General features: G+C 67.0%; 18 protein-coding genes. 11 read left to right on the plus strand and 7 right to left on the minus strand.

Annotated features, from left to right (window positions below; translation table 11 throughout):
* Window positions 1-144: 144 nt before the first annotated feature.
* The 11 genes from ACO07J_RS05930 to ACO07J_RS05980 all read left to right on the plus strand — a co-directional run bounded on the left by ACO07J_RS05930 (window position 145) and on the right by ACO07J_RS05980 (window position 9,939).
* On the plus strand, window positions 145-2,433 hold the full coding sequence (locus ACO07J_RS05930; protein WP_422027207.1) for a bifunctional salicylyl-CoA 5-hydroxylase/oxidoreductase: 2,289 nt from the start codon (window positions 145-147) through the stop codon (window positions 2,431-2,433).
* On the plus strand, window positions 2,430-3,185 hold the full coding sequence (locus ACO07J_RS05935; protein ID WP_422027209.1) for an SDR family NAD(P)-dependent oxidoreductase: 756 nt from the start codon (window positions 2,430-2,432) through the stop codon (window positions 3,183-3,185). The genes ACO07J_RS05930 and ACO07J_RS05935 overlap by 4 nt, the downstream gene beginning before the upstream one ends.
* Entirely contained in the window at window positions 3,182-3,658 is a 477-nt protein-coding gene (locus ACO07J_RS05940) for a MarR family winged helix-turn-helix transcriptional regulator (RefSeq protein ID WP_422027211.1), read from the plus strand. The genes ACO07J_RS05935 and ACO07J_RS05940 overlap by 4 nt, the downstream gene beginning before the upstream one ends.
* Complete coding sequence (locus ACO07J_RS05945) at window positions 3,648-4,448, plus strand: enoyl-CoA hydratase family protein (RefSeq protein ID WP_422027213.1); 801 nt, start codon at window positions 3,648-3,650, stop codon at window positions 4,446-4,448. The genes ACO07J_RS05940 and ACO07J_RS05945 overlap by 11 nt, the downstream gene beginning before the upstream one ends.
* Window positions 4,448-5,599, plus strand: a complete 1,152-nt coding sequence (locus ACO07J_RS05950) for an acyl-CoA dehydrogenase family protein (protein WP_422027215.1) — start codon at window positions 4,448-4,450, stop codon at window positions 5,597-5,599. Before ACO07J_RS05945 ends, ACO07J_RS05950 begins: the two co-directional genes overlap by 1 nt.
* 2 nt (window positions 5,600-5,601) lie before the next feature.
* Window positions 5,602-7,224, plus strand: coding sequence for an AMP-binding protein (locus tag ACO07J_RS05955; RefSeq protein ID WP_422027217.1), 1,623 nt, complete (start codon window positions 5,602-5,604; stop codon window positions 7,222-7,224).
* Window positions 7,221-7,643, plus strand: coding sequence for an acyl-CoA thioesterase (locus ACO07J_RS05960; RefSeq protein WP_422027219.1), 423 nt, complete (start codon window positions 7,221-7,223; stop codon window positions 7,641-7,643). The genes ACO07J_RS05955 and ACO07J_RS05960 overlap by 4 nt, the downstream gene beginning before the upstream one ends.
* Window positions 7,640-8,035: a RidA family protein gene (locus tag ACO07J_RS05965; RefSeq protein ID WP_422027221.1), complete on the plus strand. Its 396-nt coding sequence runs from the start codon at window positions 7,640-7,642 to the stop codon at window positions 8,033-8,035. Before ACO07J_RS05960 ends, ACO07J_RS05965 begins: the two co-directional genes overlap by 4 nt.
* 17 nt (window positions 8,036-8,052) lie before the next feature.
* Window positions 8,053-9,279, plus strand: a complete 1,227-nt coding sequence (locus ACO07J_RS05970) for a flavin-dependent oxidoreductase (RefSeq protein WP_422027223.1) — start codon at window positions 8,053-8,055, stop codon at window positions 9,277-9,279.
* Window positions 9,280-9,405: 126 nt separating this feature from the next.
* Window positions 9,406-9,636 carry a type II toxin-antitoxin system CcdA family antitoxin gene (locus tag ACO07J_RS05975; protein ID WP_422027225.1) on the plus strand — a complete coding sequence of 77 codons (231 nt, stop codon included), beginning with the start codon at window positions 9,406-9,408 and terminating at the stop codon, window positions 9,634-9,636.
* Between the two features lie 3 nt (window positions 9,637-9,639).
* A complete protein-coding gene (locus ACO07J_RS05980) occupies window positions 9,640-9,939 on the plus strand; it encodes a CcdB family protein (protein ID WP_422027227.1) in 300 nt (99 codons plus the stop codon).
* Window positions 9,940-9,953: 14 nt separating this feature from the next.
* Here ACO07J_RS05980 and ACO07J_RS05985 read toward each other — a convergent pair whose 3' ends face one another.
* From ACO07J_RS05985 to ACO07J_RS06015, 7 genes are all read right to left on the minus strand, one after another.
* Window positions 9,954-10,436: a GNAT family N-acetyltransferase gene (locus tag ACO07J_RS05985; RefSeq protein WP_422027229.1), complete on the minus strand. Its 483-nt coding sequence runs from the start codon at window positions 10,434-10,436 to the stop codon at window positions 9,954-9,956.
* Between the two features lie 121 nt (window positions 10,437-10,557).
* A complete protein-coding gene (locus ACO07J_RS05990) occupies window positions 10,558-10,998 on the minus strand; it encodes a cupin domain-containing protein (RefSeq protein WP_422027231.1) in 441 nt (146 codons plus the stop codon).
* Window positions 10,999-11,026: 28 nt separating this feature from the next.
* Window positions 11,027-11,734 (minus strand): ABC transporter ATP-binding protein, encoded by a 708-nt coding sequence (locus ACO07J_RS05995; protein WP_422027233.1) that lies wholly within the window; start codon window positions 11,732-11,734, stop codon window positions 11,027-11,029.
* Window positions 11,731-12,495, minus strand: coding sequence for an ABC transporter ATP-binding protein (locus tag ACO07J_RS06000; RefSeq protein ID WP_422027235.1), 765 nt, complete (start codon window positions 12,493-12,495; stop codon window positions 11,731-11,733). Before ACO07J_RS06000 ends, ACO07J_RS05995 begins: the two co-directional genes overlap by 4 nt.
* The gene (locus ACO07J_RS06005; protein WP_422027237.1) at window positions 12,492-13,472 is read right to left on the minus strand and encodes a branched-chain amino acid ABC transporter permease; all 981 of its coding nucleotides are present in this window, start codon (window positions 13,470-13,472) and stop codon (window positions 12,492-12,494) included. The genes ACO07J_RS06000 and ACO07J_RS06005 overlap by 4 nt, the downstream gene beginning before the upstream one ends.
* Window positions 13,469-14,395, minus strand: a complete 927-nt coding sequence (locus tag ACO07J_RS06010; protein ID WP_422027239.1) for a branched-chain amino acid ABC transporter permease — start codon at window positions 14,393-14,395, stop codon at window positions 13,469-13,471. The genes ACO07J_RS06005 and ACO07J_RS06010 overlap by 4 nt, the downstream gene beginning before the upstream one ends.
* Window positions 14,396-14,457: 62 nt before the next feature.
* The gene (locus ACO07J_RS06015; RefSeq protein ID WP_422027241.1) at window positions 14,458-15,612 is read right to left on the minus strand and encodes an ABC transporter substrate-binding protein; all 1,155 of its coding nucleotides are present in this window, start codon (window positions 15,610-15,612) and stop codon (window positions 14,458-14,460) included.
* Window positions 15,613-15,755 lie beyond the last annotated feature (143 nt).

Consider the following 15,755-nt stretch of genomic DNA (forward strand, 5'->3'; position numbering starts at 1 on the left):
TAAACTCCTCCGAGTCTTGCCCGCATTGGCGGGCATGGTACAGGTGCGCCGATATATTTCAAGCTTGAAATTTCAGGCTTGAAATAAATGCGCGCTGCGCCTATCCTGACCGGGAAACGCTTTGCGGGAAAGGGAGGAAGAGCCATGCGCGTTGCCTGTCTGGGCGGAGGGCCCGCCGGCCTTTACTTCGTCATCTCGCTGAAGCTGCGCCAGCCGGAGGCTGAGGTCGTGGTGATCGAGCGCAACAAGCCCGACGACACGTTCGGCTGGGGTGTGGTGCTGTCGGACGAGACGCTCGACAACCTGCACCAGAACGACGCCAAGAGCGCCGAGGCGATCCGGGCGCATTTCGCCTATTGGGACGATATCGCCGTGCATTACCGGGGCGAAAAGGTGGTTTCGACCGGGCATGGCTTCTGCGGCATCGGGCGCAAGCAGTTGCTTTTGTTGCTGCAGGAGCGGGCGCGCGAGCTGGGCGTCGAGCTGCGGTTCGAGACGGAGGTGGAGAGTGCCTCGGCCTACGCGGCCGAGTATGACCTCGTGGTCGCCTGCGACGGGCTGAATTCCCGGACCCGGACAGAGTTTGCCGACACGTTCAAGCCGGATATCGAGCCGCGCGCCTGCAAGTTCGTCTGGCTGGGGACCCGCCAGAAGTTCGACGACGCCTTCACCTTCATCTTCGAGGAGACCGAGAAGGGCTGGGTCTGGGCCCATGCCTACCAGTTCGACGAGGACACCGCGACCTTCATCGTCGAGACCGACGAGGCGACGTGGGAGGCCTATGGTTTCGGAAATATGAATCAGGAGGAGAATATCGCGGTCTGCGAGGAGATCTTCCGCGATTACCTCGACGGGCACAGCCTGATGTCGAATGCGAAGCATATCCGCGGGTCGGCCTGGCTGAACTTTCCCCGGGTGCTGTGTGAAAAATGGTATCACGAGAATATCGTGCTGATGGGCGATGCCTCGGCCACGGCGCATTTTTCGATCGGGTCGGGCACGAAGTTGGCGGTGGAGAGTGCCATCGCGCTGGCCGAGTACCTGACGACGAAGCCGACGATGGAAGCCGCCTTCGAGGCCTACCAGGACGAGCGGCGGCTGGAAGTGCTGCGGCTGCAATCGGCGGCGCGGAACTCGCTGGAGTGGTTCGAGGAGGTGCATCGGTACCTGCACCTTGACCCGGTACAGTTTAACTATTCCCTGCTGACCCGGTCGCAGCGGATCAGCCACGAGAACCTGCGCCTGCGGGATGCGGCGTGGCTGGAAGGGGCCGAGAAGTGGTTCCAGACCCGCGCGGGCGGGCCGGAGAGCCCGGTGCGCTCACCGATGTTCGCGCCGTATCGGTTGCGGGAGATGGCGCTCAAGAACCGGATCGTGGTGTCGCCGATGGCGCAGTACAAGGCGGTCGATGGCTGTCCGACCGACTGGCATCTCGTGCACCTGGGCGAGCGGGCCAAGGGTGGGGCGGGGCTGGTTTATACCGAGATGACCTGTGTCAGCCCCGAGGGGCGGATCACGCCGGGCTGTCCGGGGCTTTATGCGCCGGAGCATGAGGCGGCGTGGCGCCGGGTCGTCGATTTCGTGCATGGCGAGACGGATGCGAAGATCTGTTGCCAGATCGGCCATTCGGGGCGCAAGGGCTCGACGCAGCTTGGCTGGGAGGAGATGGATGCGCCTTTGCCGGAGGGGAACTGGGAGACGATGTCGGCCTCGGCGATTGCGTGGTCGGACCGGAACGCCGTGCCGCGGGAGATGACTCGGGAGGATATGGACCGGGTCAGGGACGAGTTCGTGGCGGCGGCGGAGATGGCCGAGCGGGCGGGGTTCGACATGATCGAGCTGCACGCGGCGCACGGCTACTTGATTTCGTCGTTCATCTCGCCGGTGTCGAATATCCGGGAGGATGAGTATGGCGGGTCGCTGGAGAACCGATTGCGCTATCCCTTGGAAGTCTTCGAGGCGATGCGGGCGGTGTGGCCCGAGGAGAAGCCCATGGCCGTCAGGATTTCCGCCAATGACTGGGTCGGCGATGATGGGGTGACGCCGGAAGAGGCGGTGGAGATCGCCAATGCGTTCCATGAGGCCGGTGCCGATATCATAGACGTCTCGGCCGGTCAGACCAGCATGCAGGCCAAGCCCGTCTATGGCCGGATGTTCCAGACGCCCTTCTCGGACCGGATCCGCAACGAGACCGGCATCGCGACCATGGCGGTGGGGAATATCTACGAGGCGGATCACGCCAACTCGATCCTGATGGCGGGGCGGGCGGATCTGGTGTGCCTGGCGCGGCCGCACCTGGCGGATCCCTACTGGACACTGCATGCGGGCGCCGCGATTGGCGACAGGCATGCGGACTGGCCGCTGCCGTATGAGGCCGGGCGGGATCAGCTGTGGCGCCTGTCCGACCGCGAGGCCGAGGCGGTGCGGGTATGAGCGTGGCGGGCCAGCATGTGGTGATCACCGGAGGCGGCTCGGGCGTGGGGGCGGAGATGGCCCGCGTCTTTGCCGGCGAGGGGGCGAAGGTGACGATCCTCGGGCGGAGCTACGCGCCGTTGAAGGCGGTGGCGGAGGAGACGGGCGCGCTGCCGCTGGCGGCGGATGTGACGCGGCGCGACAGTCTCAACGCGGCCTTGGGGCAGGCGCGGGAGGTAAACGGGCCGGTGGCGATTGCCATCGCCAATGCGGGCGCCGCGCCGTCGGCGCCGTTCCGGAAGGTGAGCGCGGAGGATTTCCGCGCCTCGCTGGCGGTGAACCTCGAAGGGGTGTTTCACGTCTGGCAGGCCTGTCACGAGGAGATGGCGGCGGCGGGTTGGGGGCGGCTGATTGCCATTGCCTCGACCGCCGGGTTGAAGGGGTATCCTTACGTTTCGCCCTATTGCGCGTCGAAGCATGGGGTGGTTGGCCTGACCCGGGCGCTGGCGCAGGAGCTGGGGCGGACGGGGATCACCGTCAACGCTATTTGCCCCGGGTTCATCGACACGCCGCTTCTGGAGAAATCCATCGAGGCCATCACTGCCAAGACCGGCAAGACGGAGAACGAGGCGCGGGCGCAGCTTTACGCGGGCAACCCGCAGAAAAGGTTCGTGGAAACGGGCGAGGTGGCGGGCACGGCGTTGTGGCTGTGCTTGGATGCCGCCGCCTCGGTCAGCGGGCATGCGCTGGCCCTTTCGGGAGGAGAGATATGAACAAGATCAAGGCACGCCCGGCGCCGTCGCCCGCGTCGAAGGAAAGCCTGCGGCTGTGGCTGCGCATCCTGAAGGTGCAGCGGATGGTCGAGGCGGAGTTGCGGGAGCGGCTGCGTGTCGAGTTCGACACCACGCTGCCGCGGTTCGACGTGATGTCGGCGCTTTACCGTTACCGCGACGGCATGAAGATGAGCGAGCTGTCGCGAGCGCTGAAAGTGTCGAACGGCAACGTGACCGGGATCGTCGACCGGCTGGCCGAGGACGGGCTGGCGCTGCGGGTGCCGGTGCCGGGCGACCGGCGGGCGGCGATGGTGCGGCTGACGAAACGCGGCGTCGAGCTGTTCGAGGCGCAGGCCGCCGCGCACGAGGTCTGGGTCCACGAGGCGCTGGGCGGGCTGGAAGGCGAGGAGAGCGCGATGGTGACCCGGATGCTCGACCATGCTTTGACGGAAGGAGACGACGATGCGGAGTGACGTTCAGCATTTCCAGTGCAGTATCGAGGACGGGATCGCGCGCGTGGCGCTCGACCGGCCTGAGCGGAAGAACCCGCTGACCTTCGACAGTTATGCCGAGCTGCGCGACTGGTTCCGCGACCTGCATTACGCCGATGACGTGGATGCGGTGGTGTTCGCGGGGAGCGGCGGGAATTTCTCCTCGGGCGGTGATGTGCACGAGATCATCGGGCCGCTGACCAAGATGAACATGAAGGAGCTGATGCGGTTTACCCGGATGACCGGCGACCTCGTGAAGGCGATGGTGAATTGCGGCAAGCCGGTGATCGCGGCGGTGGATGGCATCTGTGCAGGGGCGGGGGCGATTATCGCCATGGCCTCGGACCTGCGGATTGCCACGCCGGAGGCGAAGACGGCGTTCCTGTTCACCCGCGTGGGGCTCGCTGGGTGTGACATGGGGGCCTGCGCGATCCTGCCCCGGATCATCGGGCAGGGCCGGGCGGCGGAGCTGCTTTACACCGGGCGGGCGATGAGCGCCGAGGAGGGGGAGCGTTGGGGGTTCTACAACCGTCTCGTCTCGCAGGAGGAGCTCGAGGCCGAGGCGATGGAGATGGCCCGCCGCATCGCCGCGGGCCCGAACTTCGCCCACATGATGACCAAGACGATGCTGGCGCAGGAATGGTCGATGTCCATCGAACAGGCCATCGAGGCGGAAGCGCAGGCGCAGGCGATCTGCATGCAGACCGGGGATTTCACGCGGGCGTTCAACGCGTTCGTGGCGAAGGAAAAACCGGTCTTCGAGGGGGATTGATGGCTGACAAAAGCTATCTCGACTGGCCGTTCTTCGAGCCGCATCACAAGGCCCATGCCGATGCGCTGGCCGGGTGGTGTACCTCGCTGGAGGTCGACCATTCCGATACCGACGCCGCCTGCCGCAAGCTGGTGGCCGAACTTGGCGCCGATGGCTGGCTGAAACCGACCGCCAGCGTCGATGGCGGCCCGCTCGACGTACGCACGCTGGCGCTGTCGCGGGAGACGCTGGCGCGGCATGACGGGCTGGCGGATTTCGCCTTTGCCATGCAGGGCCTCGGCACCGGGGCATTGTCACTTTTCGGCTCGGACGCGCAGAAACAGGCCTGGCTACCACTCACGACCGCCGGACAGGCGATTTCGGCCTTTGCGTTGACCGAGCCGCAGTCGGGCTCTGACGTGGCGGCGTCGACGATGACGGCCACGCAGGACGGTGGGGATTTCATCCTCAATGGCGAGAAGACGTGGATCTCGAATGGCGGGATCGCGGATATCTACACCGTCTTTGCCCGAACGGGGGAAGCGCCGGGGGCGAAAGGGCTCTCGGCCTTTCTTGTCACGCCGGACATGCCCGGCTTCGAGGTGGTGGAGCGGTTGCAGGTGATCGCGCCGCATCCGCTGGCCCGGCTGCGGTTCAATGATGTGCGCGTGCCGGCGGCGAACATGATCGGCGCGCCGGGGCAGGGGTTCAAGGTGGCGATGGCGGTGCTGGACGTGTTCCGCACCACGGTGGCCGCCGCCGCGCTGGGCTTTGCCCGGCGGGCGCTGGACGAGGCGGTTGCGCGGGTGACCGAGCGGCATATCCAGGGCGCGCCGCTTTCGGATCTGCAGATGGTGCAGGGGCATATCGCCGACATGGCGCTCGACGTGGATGCCAGCGCCCTGCTGGTCTATCGCGCGGCCTGGACCAAGGACAGCGGTGCGCCGCGGGTGAGCCGCGAGGCGGCGATGGCGAAGCTCTTCTCGACCGAACAGGCGCAGAGCGTCATCGACCGGGCCGTGCAGCTTCATGGCGGCGACGGCGTGCGCAGTGGCCAGGCGGTGGAGGCGCTTTACCGCGATATCCGGGCGCTGCGGATCTACGAGGGCGCCTCGGACGTGCAGCGCGTGATCATCGCGCGCGCCACATTGGATCAACTGAAAGGGAAATGACGATGCTTGGCCCTTCTGCTCATGTCGATACGTTCACCCGTGACAACCTGCCGCCCGAGGAGATGCAGCCCGCCTTCCTGCTGGACGGGTTCGAGTACCCCGAGCGGCTGAATGTCGGGGTGGAGCTGACCGACCGCATGGTCGAGCGCGGCATGGGCGACCGAACCGCACTGATCGGCAACGGGCGGCGGCGGACCTACAAGGAGCTGTCCGACTGGACCAACCGGCTGGCGCATGTGCTGGTCGAGGACCTGAAGGTGCAGCCCGGCAACCGCGTGCTGATCCGCTCGGCCAACAACCCGGCGATGGTGGCGGCGTGGCTGGCGGCGACCAAGGCCGGGGCGGTGGTGGTCAACACCATGCCGATGCTGCGGGCCGGCGAGCTGGCGAAGATCGTCGACAAGGCCGAGATCACCCACGCGCTGTGCGACACACGGCTGATGGACGAGATGGTGACCTGCGCCAAGGGGTCGAAATTCCTGAAATCGGTGGTGGGGTTCGACGGGACGTCGAACCACGATGCCGAGCTGGACCGGCTGGCGCTGGAGAAGCCCGTGACCTTCGAGGCGGTGGAGACGGGCCGGGATGACGTGGCGCTTCTGGGCTTCACCTCCGGCACGACGGGCAACCCGAAGGCCACGATGCATTTTCACCGCGACCTGCTGATCATCGCGGATGGCTATGCGAAAGAGGTGCTGAACGTCGTGCCCGACGACATCTTCATCGGCTCACCGCCCCTGGCCTTTACCTTCGGGCTTGGGGGGCTGGCGGTCTTCCCGCTGCGCTTCGGGGCGACGGCGACGCTGCTCGAGACGGCTTCGCCGCCCAACATGATCGAGATCATCGAGAAATACCGCGCCACGGTCTGTTTCACCGCGCCCACCGCCTATCGCGCCATGCTGCGGGCGATGGAGGAGGGCGCCGACCTTTCCAGCCTGCGCGCCGCCGTGTCGGCGGGCGAGACCCTGCCGGGGCCGGTCTATGACGAGTGGATGAAGAAGACCGGCAAGCCGATGCTCGACGGGATCGGGGCGACGGAGATGCTGCATATCTTCATCACCAACCGGTTCGACGATCACCGGCCCGCCTGTACCGGGCGGCCGGTGACGGGCTACGAGGTGAAGGTCGTCGACAATGACGGAAACGATGTGCCGGTGGGCGAGCCCGGGCGGCTGGCGGTGCGGGGGCCCACGGGGTGCCGCTACCTCGCCGACGAGCGGCAGGCGGAATACGTGCAGGACGGCTGGAACATCACCGGCGATACCTTCGTGATGGACGAGGGCGGCTATCTGCATTTCGCGGCGCGGAACGACGACATGATCGTCTCGTCCGGCTACAACATCGCCGGGCCCGAGGTCGAGGCGGCGCTGCTGTCGCACGAGGCGGTGGTGGAATGTGCCGTGGTGGGCGCCCCGGACGAGGAGCGCGGCGCCATCGTCGAGGCGCATGTGGTGCTGGCCGAGGGGTATGAGGGCGACGCGCTGATGATCAAGACGCTGCAGGATCACGTGAAGTCCATGATCGCGCCTTACAAGTATCCGCGCTCGGTCAAGTTCTGCGCCGAGCTGCCCAAGACCCAGACCGGCAAGATCCAGCGGTTCCGGCTGCGGGAGGGCGCGGCATGAGCGCCCCGGCCTGCGCCTTTTGCCGGGACGCCAAGGTTATGTTCAAGCATTGCGACCCGGCGGAGCTGGTGTTCTTTCCCCGGTTCTTCGAGATGATGAACGACCTGGTGGAGGAGTTCTTCGACAGCATCGGCTACCCGTTCGAGGAGTTTCACCATCAGGGCGCCATCCCTACCGTGCAGGTCGAGGCCGGGTTCCCGAAGCCCAGCCGGCATGGCGACCGGCTGCAATTCTTGCTGTGGGTCGAAAAGATCGGGCGGACGAGCAGCACCATCCGCATCCTGACGGAATGCGATGGCGAGACGCGGATGAGCTATCGCGCGACGATGGTGCTGGTGGGCGAGGACGGGCGGCCCAAGGGGTTTCCCGACGCCCTGAGACAGGCAATGATGCCCTACATGGAAAGCGAGGACGCATGACACACCAGGTGATCTCTCCCGAGGGTTGGGCGCCGGCCAAGGGCTATGCCAACGGCATCCTGACCAAGGACGGCACGCTGTATGTCGGCGGCCAGATCGGCTGGACCGCCGAGCAGGTGTTCGAGAGCCACGATTTCATCGGCCAGATGGAGCAGGCCCTGCGGAATATCCTTGCCGTGATCGAGGCGGCGGGCGGCGCGGCGGAAGACCTGACGCGGCTCACGTGGTATGTCACCGACAAGCAGGAATACCTGGCCCGGCAGCGCGAGGTGGGCGAGGTCTATCGCCGGGTGCTGGGGCGTCATTTCCCGGCGATGACCATGGTGGTGGTCGCGGGCCTCGTCGAGGACGAGGCGCTGGTGGAGATCGAGGCGACGGCGGTGATCGGCTGACAGGGGGAGACGGGTTCATGAAGGTTCTGATCGTAGGCGGAGGGATTGGCGGGCTGACATTGGCGCTGATGCTGCATGAGCGGGGGATAGCGGCGCAGGTGTTCGAGCAGTCGGCGCAGGTGCGCGAGCTGGGCGTGGGGATCAACACGCTGCCGCATGCGATTGCCGAGCTGGAGCGGCTGGGTCTGCTGCCGGCTCTGGATGCGGCGGCGATCCGGACGCGGCGGCTGATCTATAAGACGGGGCAGGGGCTCGATATCGTGGCACAGCCGCGGGGGCTTTGGGCCGGGCTGGACGCGCCGCAGTTTTCCATTCATCGCGGGCGGTTACAGAAACTGATCCATGACGCGGTGCTGGAGCGGCTGGGCGAGGGCGGTGTGCAATGCGACCGGCGGCTGGTGTCGTTCGAGGAGACCGGGGAGGGTGTTAGGGCCGTGTTCGAGGCGCGCGATGGCACGCGGTACGAGGAGAGCGGCGATGTCCTGATCGGGGCCGACGGCATCCATTCCACCGTGCGGGCGCAGTATTACCCCGACCAAGGGCCGCCCTCGTGGAACGGCGTGCTGATGTGGCGGGGGGCGGCGTGGTGGCCGCAATTCCTCGATGGCGCGTCGATGATCGTGGCGGGCGGGTTCCGGCACAAGCTGGTGCTCTATCCCATCGCGCATGACCCCGACCGGCCCGGCGCGGCGCTGACCAACTGGGTGGTGTGTTCGAAGCTGGGCGATGCGGACATGCCCATTCCGGGGCGGGACGACTGGTCGCGCAAGGCCTCCGCCGAGGAGGCGCTGGAGATGGCGGAGGGGCATCTACACGTGCCGGAGATGGATATCCGCGAGCTGATCCGCGCGACGGAGGAGATCTTCGTCTACCCGATGTGCGACCGCGACCCGTTGCCGCGCTGGACGCATGGAAGGGTGACGCTTTTGGGGGATGCGGCGCATCCGATGTACCCGGTGGGCTCGAACGGGGCGAGCCAGGCGATCCTGGATGCCCGCGACCTGGCCGACCGGCTGGCGGAGGGCGGCGACCCGGCGGCGGCGCTGGTGGCCTATGACGCGGTGCGCCGCCCGGCGACGGCGGCGATTGTGGCGGCGAACCGCAAGGGCGGACCGGAAGGGGTGATTGACTTCGTCGAGGAGCGCGCGCCGGAGGGGTACGAGGACGTGCACGACGTGGCGACCGAGGCGGAGTTGCGCGCCATCGTGGGGGATTACGAGGTGCTGCAGGTGGCGGGGCGGTAGCGGCCGGGTGCCCCGGAATTTGCGCAGGAAACAGCAGTCCGGACGCTTGGAGGAAGCTGCGTATCGACCATTTCGGAAATTGCGGTATAATTTGCGGTATATTCCACAGCCCGCCATGAGGCCGACGTGCCAAGGACACCACGCAAATCCACTTCCATGACCCTCGATGCCGCCACGCTGGAAGAGGCGCACCGGCTCGGGATCAACGTCTCTCGCGCCGCGGAGGAGGGCGTTCAGGCGGCGATCCGGGCCGAGCGGGCCCGGCAATGGCGCGCGGAAAACGCTGATGCCATCGCGGATTACAACGCCTTCGTCGAGGCCGAGGGCGTGCCCTTGTCTGGCTTTCGCAAGTTCTGAGGCATGGCGGCTCAGTACGACGTCTACCGCCTTCGGGATGGCACCCTCGTCGTCGTGATACAAGGCGATCTTCTCGACCAGCTTCAGACGCGCGTGGTGGCGCCGCTGATACCCGCTGGCAAGGTCAAGCGCGTATTGCGCAGCCTGAATCCAACTGTTTCTCTGGGAGAGGAAACCTACCTCATCATGCCGCAACTGGTCGCCACGCTGACACTGGCCGAGCTTGGTGAACGCATCGGATCTCTCTCCATGATGCGGGATCAGATCACACGGGCGGTGGATGCGCTGTTGTCGGGCGTGTAAGGCATGATCGCCGTTTAACCGGTCTCCAACCTGTATTTCAGAAATTCACAGCCCTCGTGGTCAACCCGCCCGAAATACCGCGCCCCCAGCCTTTCCAGCGGGCGCAGGTGCCGGCGGGATGGCGGCAGCAGGAAGGTCACGTAGGGAATGCGGGTATCCGAACGGGCGAACGCCAGAGCCTGACGGGTGACGGCCATGCCAAGGCCGAACCGCTCCGGCTTCAGGACCAGCCCGAAATCCCACTCCGCGCCTTCCTTCTGGAAGCCGCCCCAGCCGGCATAGGCGCCGTCGGCGAGGATGGCCCAGTGGCCCAGCCCGTCACGCTGCCAGCAGGCTTCCTTGGCCGTGACGAACTCCGCCACGGTGTCGCGCGTCCAGCCGCCCTTCAGGAGCGGCATGTGCCGGGCGGTCACCGGGTGGGACATGTGGGCGAGGATCGCCTCGGGGGCGATGTCGGGCAGGCGGGTGAATGTGAGGGCGGCGCGCGGGCGGGTCATGCCGGACATAGACCCCGGATGGCGCGCGAAAGGCAAGGGGGCGCCGGTCACCATTTGGCGACGGGGCAGGGGATCGGCCCCGGTGTTCCGGGGCCGAGAGGGACACGGGAAAGGGCGCCGCCTATTCGGGCGGGGGCAGGAAATCGACTTCGTGCTCGGCCGAGATGCGCACCAGCTCCTCGGGGTCGGTGACGCCGTCGAGCTTGCCGAAGAGCTCGAACAGTTTCCGCGAGGGCGCCACGCCGAAGAGGCAGGTGGCGGTCTTGCCGGAGCGGTTGTAGATGCCATGCGCCAGGCCCATCGGCATGCGGATCGTGTCGCCCGCGCGGCCGACTTGCTTCTCGTCGCCGAACTCGACCTCCAGCTCGCCCTCCAGCATGCAGATCCATTCGTCCTGCGTGGGGTGGATGTGCGGCGGCACGAAGGTGCCGTCGGGGATGTCGGCATGCCAGACGAAGGCGTTCTCGGAGTGCATTTTCGGCGTGTAGGTATGGCCGACGACGTTCCATGCGAGGCCGTCGAGCCCGTCTTTTTCAGGCGTTATTCCGGGGGTCAGTGTCATCTTTCGGGTCTCCCTCATTGGTTCCGGATCAAAGATGCAAATGGCGTTCGAGCGTGGCGGTGATGGTGTGGCCTTCCTCGGCGGCGGTGACGGTGGTGATGATCTCGCCCTTCTCGATCACGTAGTGGCGGTCGGCGAGGCCGGCCAGCGCGCCCACGTTCTTGTCGATGAGCAGGATCGCCTCGCCTTCCGCCTTCAGCGTCGCGAGGCGGGCCCAGATTTCCTCGCGGATGAGGGGGGCGAGGCCCTCGGTCGCCTCGTCGAGGATCAGCAGGCGCGGGTTGGTCATGAGCGCGCGGGCGATGGCGACCATCTGTTGCTCGCCGCCGGAAAGCTGTGCGCCGAGATGGGTGCGGCGTTCCTTCAGGCGGGGGAAGAAGTCGTAGACGGAGGCGAGATCCCACCGGTTGCGGCCCTGGGGCGTCTTGGCGGCGGCGAGGAGGTTTTCCTCGACCGTGAGGGTGGGGAAGACCTGACGGCCCTCCGGCACGAGGCCCACGCCCGCGCGGGCGATGGCATAGGGGGGCTGGCCCGCGAAGTTCCGGCCGTCGACCTGCACCTCGCCCGACCACGGCTTGATCAGCCCCATGATGGCGCGCACGGTGGTCGTCTTACCCATGCCGTTGCGGCCCAGCAGGGTAACGACCTCACCCTCGCCGATCTTCAGGTCGATGCCGAATAGGACCTGGGCCGCGCCATAGCCGGCGGTGATGTTGGTCAGTGACAGCAGCCTCATGCCGCACCCTCCGCATGGTCTTCGCCGAGATAGGCGGCGCGGGCCTTGGGATCGGCGCGCACCTCGTCGGGGGTGCCGGTGGCGACGATGGCGCCGGCGACCAGCACCGAGACCCGGTCGGCGAGGCGGAAGACGGCCTCCATGTCATGCTCGATCAGCAGCATGGGGTAGGTGGCCTTCAGCTCGAGCAGGGTGGCGGTGAGGCTTTCGCTTTCGGCGCGGCCCATGCCCGCCATCGGCTCGTCGAGCAGCAGGGCGCGGGGCTTTCCGGCGATGGCGATGGCCAGTTCCAGCATCCGCTTCTCACCGTAGGAGAGGGCGCCCGCCATGGTGGCGGCGCGGGGGGCGAGGCCGATGCGGGCGAGCGCGGTCATGGCGGCATCGTTCAGCGCCTCTTCGCGGTCGGCGCGGGCAAAGAACCGCATGCTGGAGCCCGCGCGCATCTGGGCGGCGAGGGCCACGTTCTCCAGCACGGTGAAGTCCGGCAGGATCGAGGTGATCTGGAACGACCGGCCGAGGCCCGCCACGGCGCGCTCGTGCTGTTTCTGGCCCGTCACGTCGCGGCCTTCGAAGGCGATACGGCCCGCGTCGGGTTGCAGGAGGCCCGAGACCTGGTGGATCAGGGTGGATTTGCCCGCGCCGTTGGGGCCGATCAGGGCGTGGCATTCGCCGTGGCGCAGGTCGAGATCGACCTTGTCGGTGACCACCAGCGCGCCGAAGGCCTTTTGCAGGCCCTTGAGTTGCAGGACGGCTTCGGTCATTGCGGCCCCCTGACGCGGTCGAGCAGGCCCACGAGGCCGCCCCGGGCATAGAGCGCGATCAGCACCAGCAGGGGCCCGAAGATCAGCCGCCAGTCATGGGTGATGGACGACAGCGTTTCCTCGATCAGGATGAAGAAGAGCGCGCCGATCAGCGCCCCGTTGCGGGTGGCCATGCCGCCGAGGACGACCATCACGATCAGGTCGCCCGAGCGCTGCCATGCCCCCAGCGAGGGCGAGATGAAGGCGGCGTGGGTGGCCCAGAGCACGCCCGCGATGGCGGCGATCACGCCGGCGATGACGTAAGCCGTCAGGCGGTAGCGGAAGACCGAGTAGCCCATCGAGGCGACGCGCGTGGGGTTCTGGCGGGCCGCGCGCAGGACGCGGCCGAAGCGCGCGCCGGTGATGCGGTGGACCAGCGCCCAGGTGGCCAGCAGCACGGCGAAGACGGTGACATAGACGCCCATCTCGGAGCCGAGCCAGCGTGTGCCGAGGAAATCCGGCCCCGACCACAGCGTCAGTCCGTCATCGGCGCCGTATTGCGCGAGCGAGCCGAGGGCGAAGTAGATCATCTGCCCGAAGGCCAGCGTGATCATGATGAAGGAGACACCCGAGGTGCGCAGGCAGATCGCCCCGCTGACGAAGGCAAAGAGCGCCGCCGCGCCGATGGCCACGGGCAGGATCAGGGCCATCTCGTAGACCCCTTCGGTGATCATGATCCCGCAGGCATAGGCGCCGATGGCGACGAAGGCGGAATGGCCGAAGCTGACCATGCCGCCCTGGCCCATCAGCAGGTCGAGCGAGATGGCGACGATGGCGAGGATCATGGCGCGCACCGCCAGCGAGGTGAGCCAGGCGCCGCCCCAGGCCTCGGCCAGCAGCGGGACGAGGGCCAGCGCGGCGAAGATCACGCCGGCGACGATCAGCGGCGCGCGGGGGGTGGCGGCGACGGGGGCCTGGATGTCGGTCTGGTCGGTCATCGCGCCACCTTGGGGGCAAAGAGGCCCTCGGGCCGCCAGAAGAGCACCAGCGCCATCAGCACGTAGATCAGCATCGAGGCGATGGCCGGGCCGATCTGGTTGGCCGAGGAGGGATCCATCACGAGGCGCAGCCCGTCGGTGACCAGCGTGCGGCCCAGCGTATCCACGAGCCCCACCAGCAGCGCCGCGACGAAGGCGCCGCGGATCGAGCCCGCGCCGCCGATGATGATGACGACGAAGGCCACGATCAGGAGGTTGTCGCCCATCCCCGGCTCGACCGAGTAGAGCGGCGCGGCCATGACGCCGGCGAAGCCCGCCAGCATGGCGCCGAAGCCGAAGACAATGAGGAACAGCCGGCGCACGTTGACGCCCAGGGCCGAGACCATGTCGGGGTTGGTGGCGCCCGCGCGGATCAGCATGCCGACGCGGGTGCGGGTGATCACCAGCCAGAGACCGAGCGCCACCAGCAGCCCCGCGACGATCAGCGCCACGCGGTAGGCCGGGTAAAGCAGCCCCTCGACCAGGGTGAAGGAGAAGTCGAGGAAGGCGGGCGGCGGCACCGAGAGGGAGGCGGGCCCGAAGATCACCTTCATCAGCTCGTTGAGGAACAGGATCACCCCGAAGGTGGCCAGCACCTGGGACAGGTGGTCGCGGTCATAGAGATGCCGGAAGACGAGGAATTCGAGCACCAGCCCCAGCAGGAGCGCCAGCGGCAGGGCCAGCACCAGCGCGGCAAGGAAGCTGCCCGTCAGCCCGTAGAGATAGACGGCGAGGTAGGCGCCCAGCATGTACTGCACCCCGTGGGCGAGGTTGATGAAGCCCATCACCCCGAAGACGAGCGTCAGACCGGCCGCGATCAGGAACAGGATCACGCCAAGCTGCAGCCCGTTCAGGAGCTGGATCAGGATCAGGATTGAGGACATGGGAGGCCTTTACCGCCGGAGCCGGGAATGGCGGGGCCGGTGGCCGGCCCCGCCGCATCGGCTTACATGCTGCATTCTTCGGCGAAGCTGTCGCCGTAGTTCTCGAACACCAGTTCGCCCGTCGCGGTGGCCCACTGGCCGTCTTCCCGCTCTTCCACCGAGAGCTGGTAGAAGTTCTGGGTCGGGTAGTGGTTGGTGTTGAAGGCGAAATCGCCGCGGAGCGAGGTGAAATCGGCCTTCTCCATCGCGGCGCGCACGGCGTCCTTGTCGGAGAGGTCGCCGCCCACGGCGGCCACGGCGCTGTCGATCAGCAGGGCCGCGTCATAGGCCTGCATGGCGTAACCGCCGGGGACGTAGCCGTATTTCTCCTCGAAGGCGGCGACGAATTTCTGGCTGGCCTCGTTGTCGGCATCCGGGGCCCAGTTGCCCGCGGCGATGAAGCCTTCGGCGGCCTCCTTCTGGGCGGGCAGGGTGGTCTCGTCGGTGGTGAAGACCGACATGAACTGGATGCGGTCGGCAAGGCCTGCGTCGCGGAACTGGCGGACGAAGCGCACGCCCATGCCGCCCGGCGTGAAGGCGAAGACGGCGTCGGCTTCGGAGGTGGCGATGCGGGCGATCTCGGCCGAGTAGTCCTGGTGGCCGAGCGGCACGTAGACCTCGTCGACGATCTCGCCCTCGTAATGCATGCGGAAGCCTTCGAGGTTGTCACGCCCGGCCTGGTAGTTGGGGGCGATCATGAAGACCTTCTTGTAACCCGCCGCCTGGGCGTGGGCGCCCATCACCTCGGCGTTCTGGTTGTTCTGGTAGGAGGTGACGAAGAAATAGGGGTTGCAGTTGCGCCCGGCAAAGGTCGAGGGGCCGGCATTGGGGCTGATCAGGAAGGTTTCCGACTCGATCACCGGCTTGAAGATCGCCTGCAGCATGTTCGAGAAGATCGTGCCGACGACGAAATCGACCTCTTCCTGCACCATGCCGTTGGCCTTCGAGAGGGCCACTTCGGGCTTCAGCTCGTCATCCTCGACGATGAGCGTGGCGTCTTCGCCGCCAAGCTTGCCACCGAGGTCGTCGAGGGCGAGGTTGAAGCCGTCGACGGCCTGCTGGCCGAGGGCCGCGGGCGGGCCGGAAAGGGTGACGATCATGCCGACCTCGATCTCGGCAGAGGCGGCGGTGCCGAGGCCCAGAAGACCGGCGGCGAGGGTTGTGCCAAGTTTTTTCATCCGTACTTCTCCCTGTTCGCGCGTTTTTGCGCGTATTTTTCCAGTCCGCGTGGCCGGGCCTTGCAGATCGGTCGCGGGCGGCGGTCCTGCGGCTGGCTGGTCCCCAACCTTGAGCAGGACGCCCCGCCGCCGTCAACGCCTCT

The sequence above is a fragment of the Roseovarius sp. genome (assembly GCF_965228755.1).
GTDB lineage: Bacteria > Pseudomonadota > Alphaproteobacteria > Rhodobacterales > Rhodobacteraceae > Roseovarius.

What these genes read in the sequence shown, in the direction of transcription:
- ACO07J_RS06005 (WP_422027237.1), bottom strand. Translation starts at nt 13,472, where the DNA reads ATGACCGACCAGACCGACATCCAGGCCCCCGTCGCCGCCACCCCCCGC.
- ACO07J_RS05935 (WP_422027209.1), top strand. Translation starts at nt 2,430, where the DNA reads ATGAGCGTGGCGGGCCAGCATGTGGTGATCACCGGAGGCGGCTCGGGC.
- ACO07J_RS05940 (WP_422027211.1), top strand. Translation starts at nt 3,182, where the DNA reads ATGAACAAGATCAAGGCACGCCCGGCGCCGTCGCCCGCGTCGAAGGAA.
- ACO07J_RS06015 (WP_422027241.1), bottom strand. Translation starts at nt 15,612, where the DNA reads ATGAAAAAACTTGGCACAACCCTCGCCGCCGGTCTTCTGGGCCTCGGC.
- ACO07J_RS05965 (WP_422027221.1), top strand. Translation starts at nt 7,640, where the DNA reads ATGACACACCAGGTGATCTCTCCCGAGGGTTGGGCGCCGGCCAAGGGC.
- ACO07J_RS05985 (WP_422027229.1), bottom strand. Translation starts at nt 10,436, where the DNA reads ATGACCCGCCCGCGCGCCGCCCTCACATTCACCCGCCTGCCCGACATC.
- ACO07J_RS05950 (WP_422027215.1), top strand. Translation starts at nt 4,448, where the DNA reads ATGGCTGACAAAAGCTATCTCGACTGGCCGTTCTTCGAGCCGCATCAC.
- ACO07J_RS05980 (WP_422027227.1), top strand. Translation starts at nt 9,640, where the DNA reads ATGGCGGCTCAGTACGACGTCTACCGCCTTCGGGATGGCACCCTCGTC.
- ACO07J_RS05995 (WP_422027233.1), bottom strand. Translation starts at nt 11,734, where the DNA reads ATGAGGCTGCTGTCACTGACCAACATCACCGCCGGCTATGGCGCGGCC.
- ACO07J_RS06000 (WP_422027235.1), bottom strand. Translation starts at nt 12,495, where the DNA reads ATGACCGAAGCCGTCCTGCAACTCAAGGGCCTGCAAAAGGCCTTCGGC.
- ACO07J_RS05960 (WP_422027219.1), top strand. Translation starts at nt 7,221, where the DNA reads ATGAGCGCCCCGGCCTGCGCCTTTTGCCGGGACGCCAAGGTTATGTTC.
- ACO07J_RS05990 (WP_422027231.1), bottom strand. Translation starts at nt 10,998, where the DNA reads ATGACACTGACCCCCGGAATAACGCCTGAAAAAGACGGGCTCGACGGC.
- ACO07J_RS05930 (WP_422027207.1), top strand. Translation starts at nt 145, where the DNA reads ATGCGCGTTGCCTGTCTGGGCGGAGGGCCCGCCGGCCTTTACTTCGTC.
- ACO07J_RS05945 (WP_422027213.1), top strand. Translation starts at nt 3,648, where the DNA reads ATGCGGAGTGACGTTCAGCATTTCCAGTGCAGTATCGAGGACGGGATC.
- ACO07J_RS05970 (WP_422027223.1), top strand. Translation starts at nt 8,053, where the DNA reads ATGAAGGTTCTGATCGTAGGCGGAGGGATTGGCGGGCTGACATTGGCG.
- ACO07J_RS05955 (WP_422027217.1), top strand. Translation starts at nt 5,602, where the DNA reads ATGCTTGGCCCTTCTGCTCATGTCGATACGTTCACCCGTGACAACCTG.
- ACO07J_RS06010 (WP_422027239.1), bottom strand. Translation starts at nt 14,395, where the DNA reads ATGTCCTCAATCCTGATCCTGATCCAGCTCCTGAACGGGCTGCAGCTT.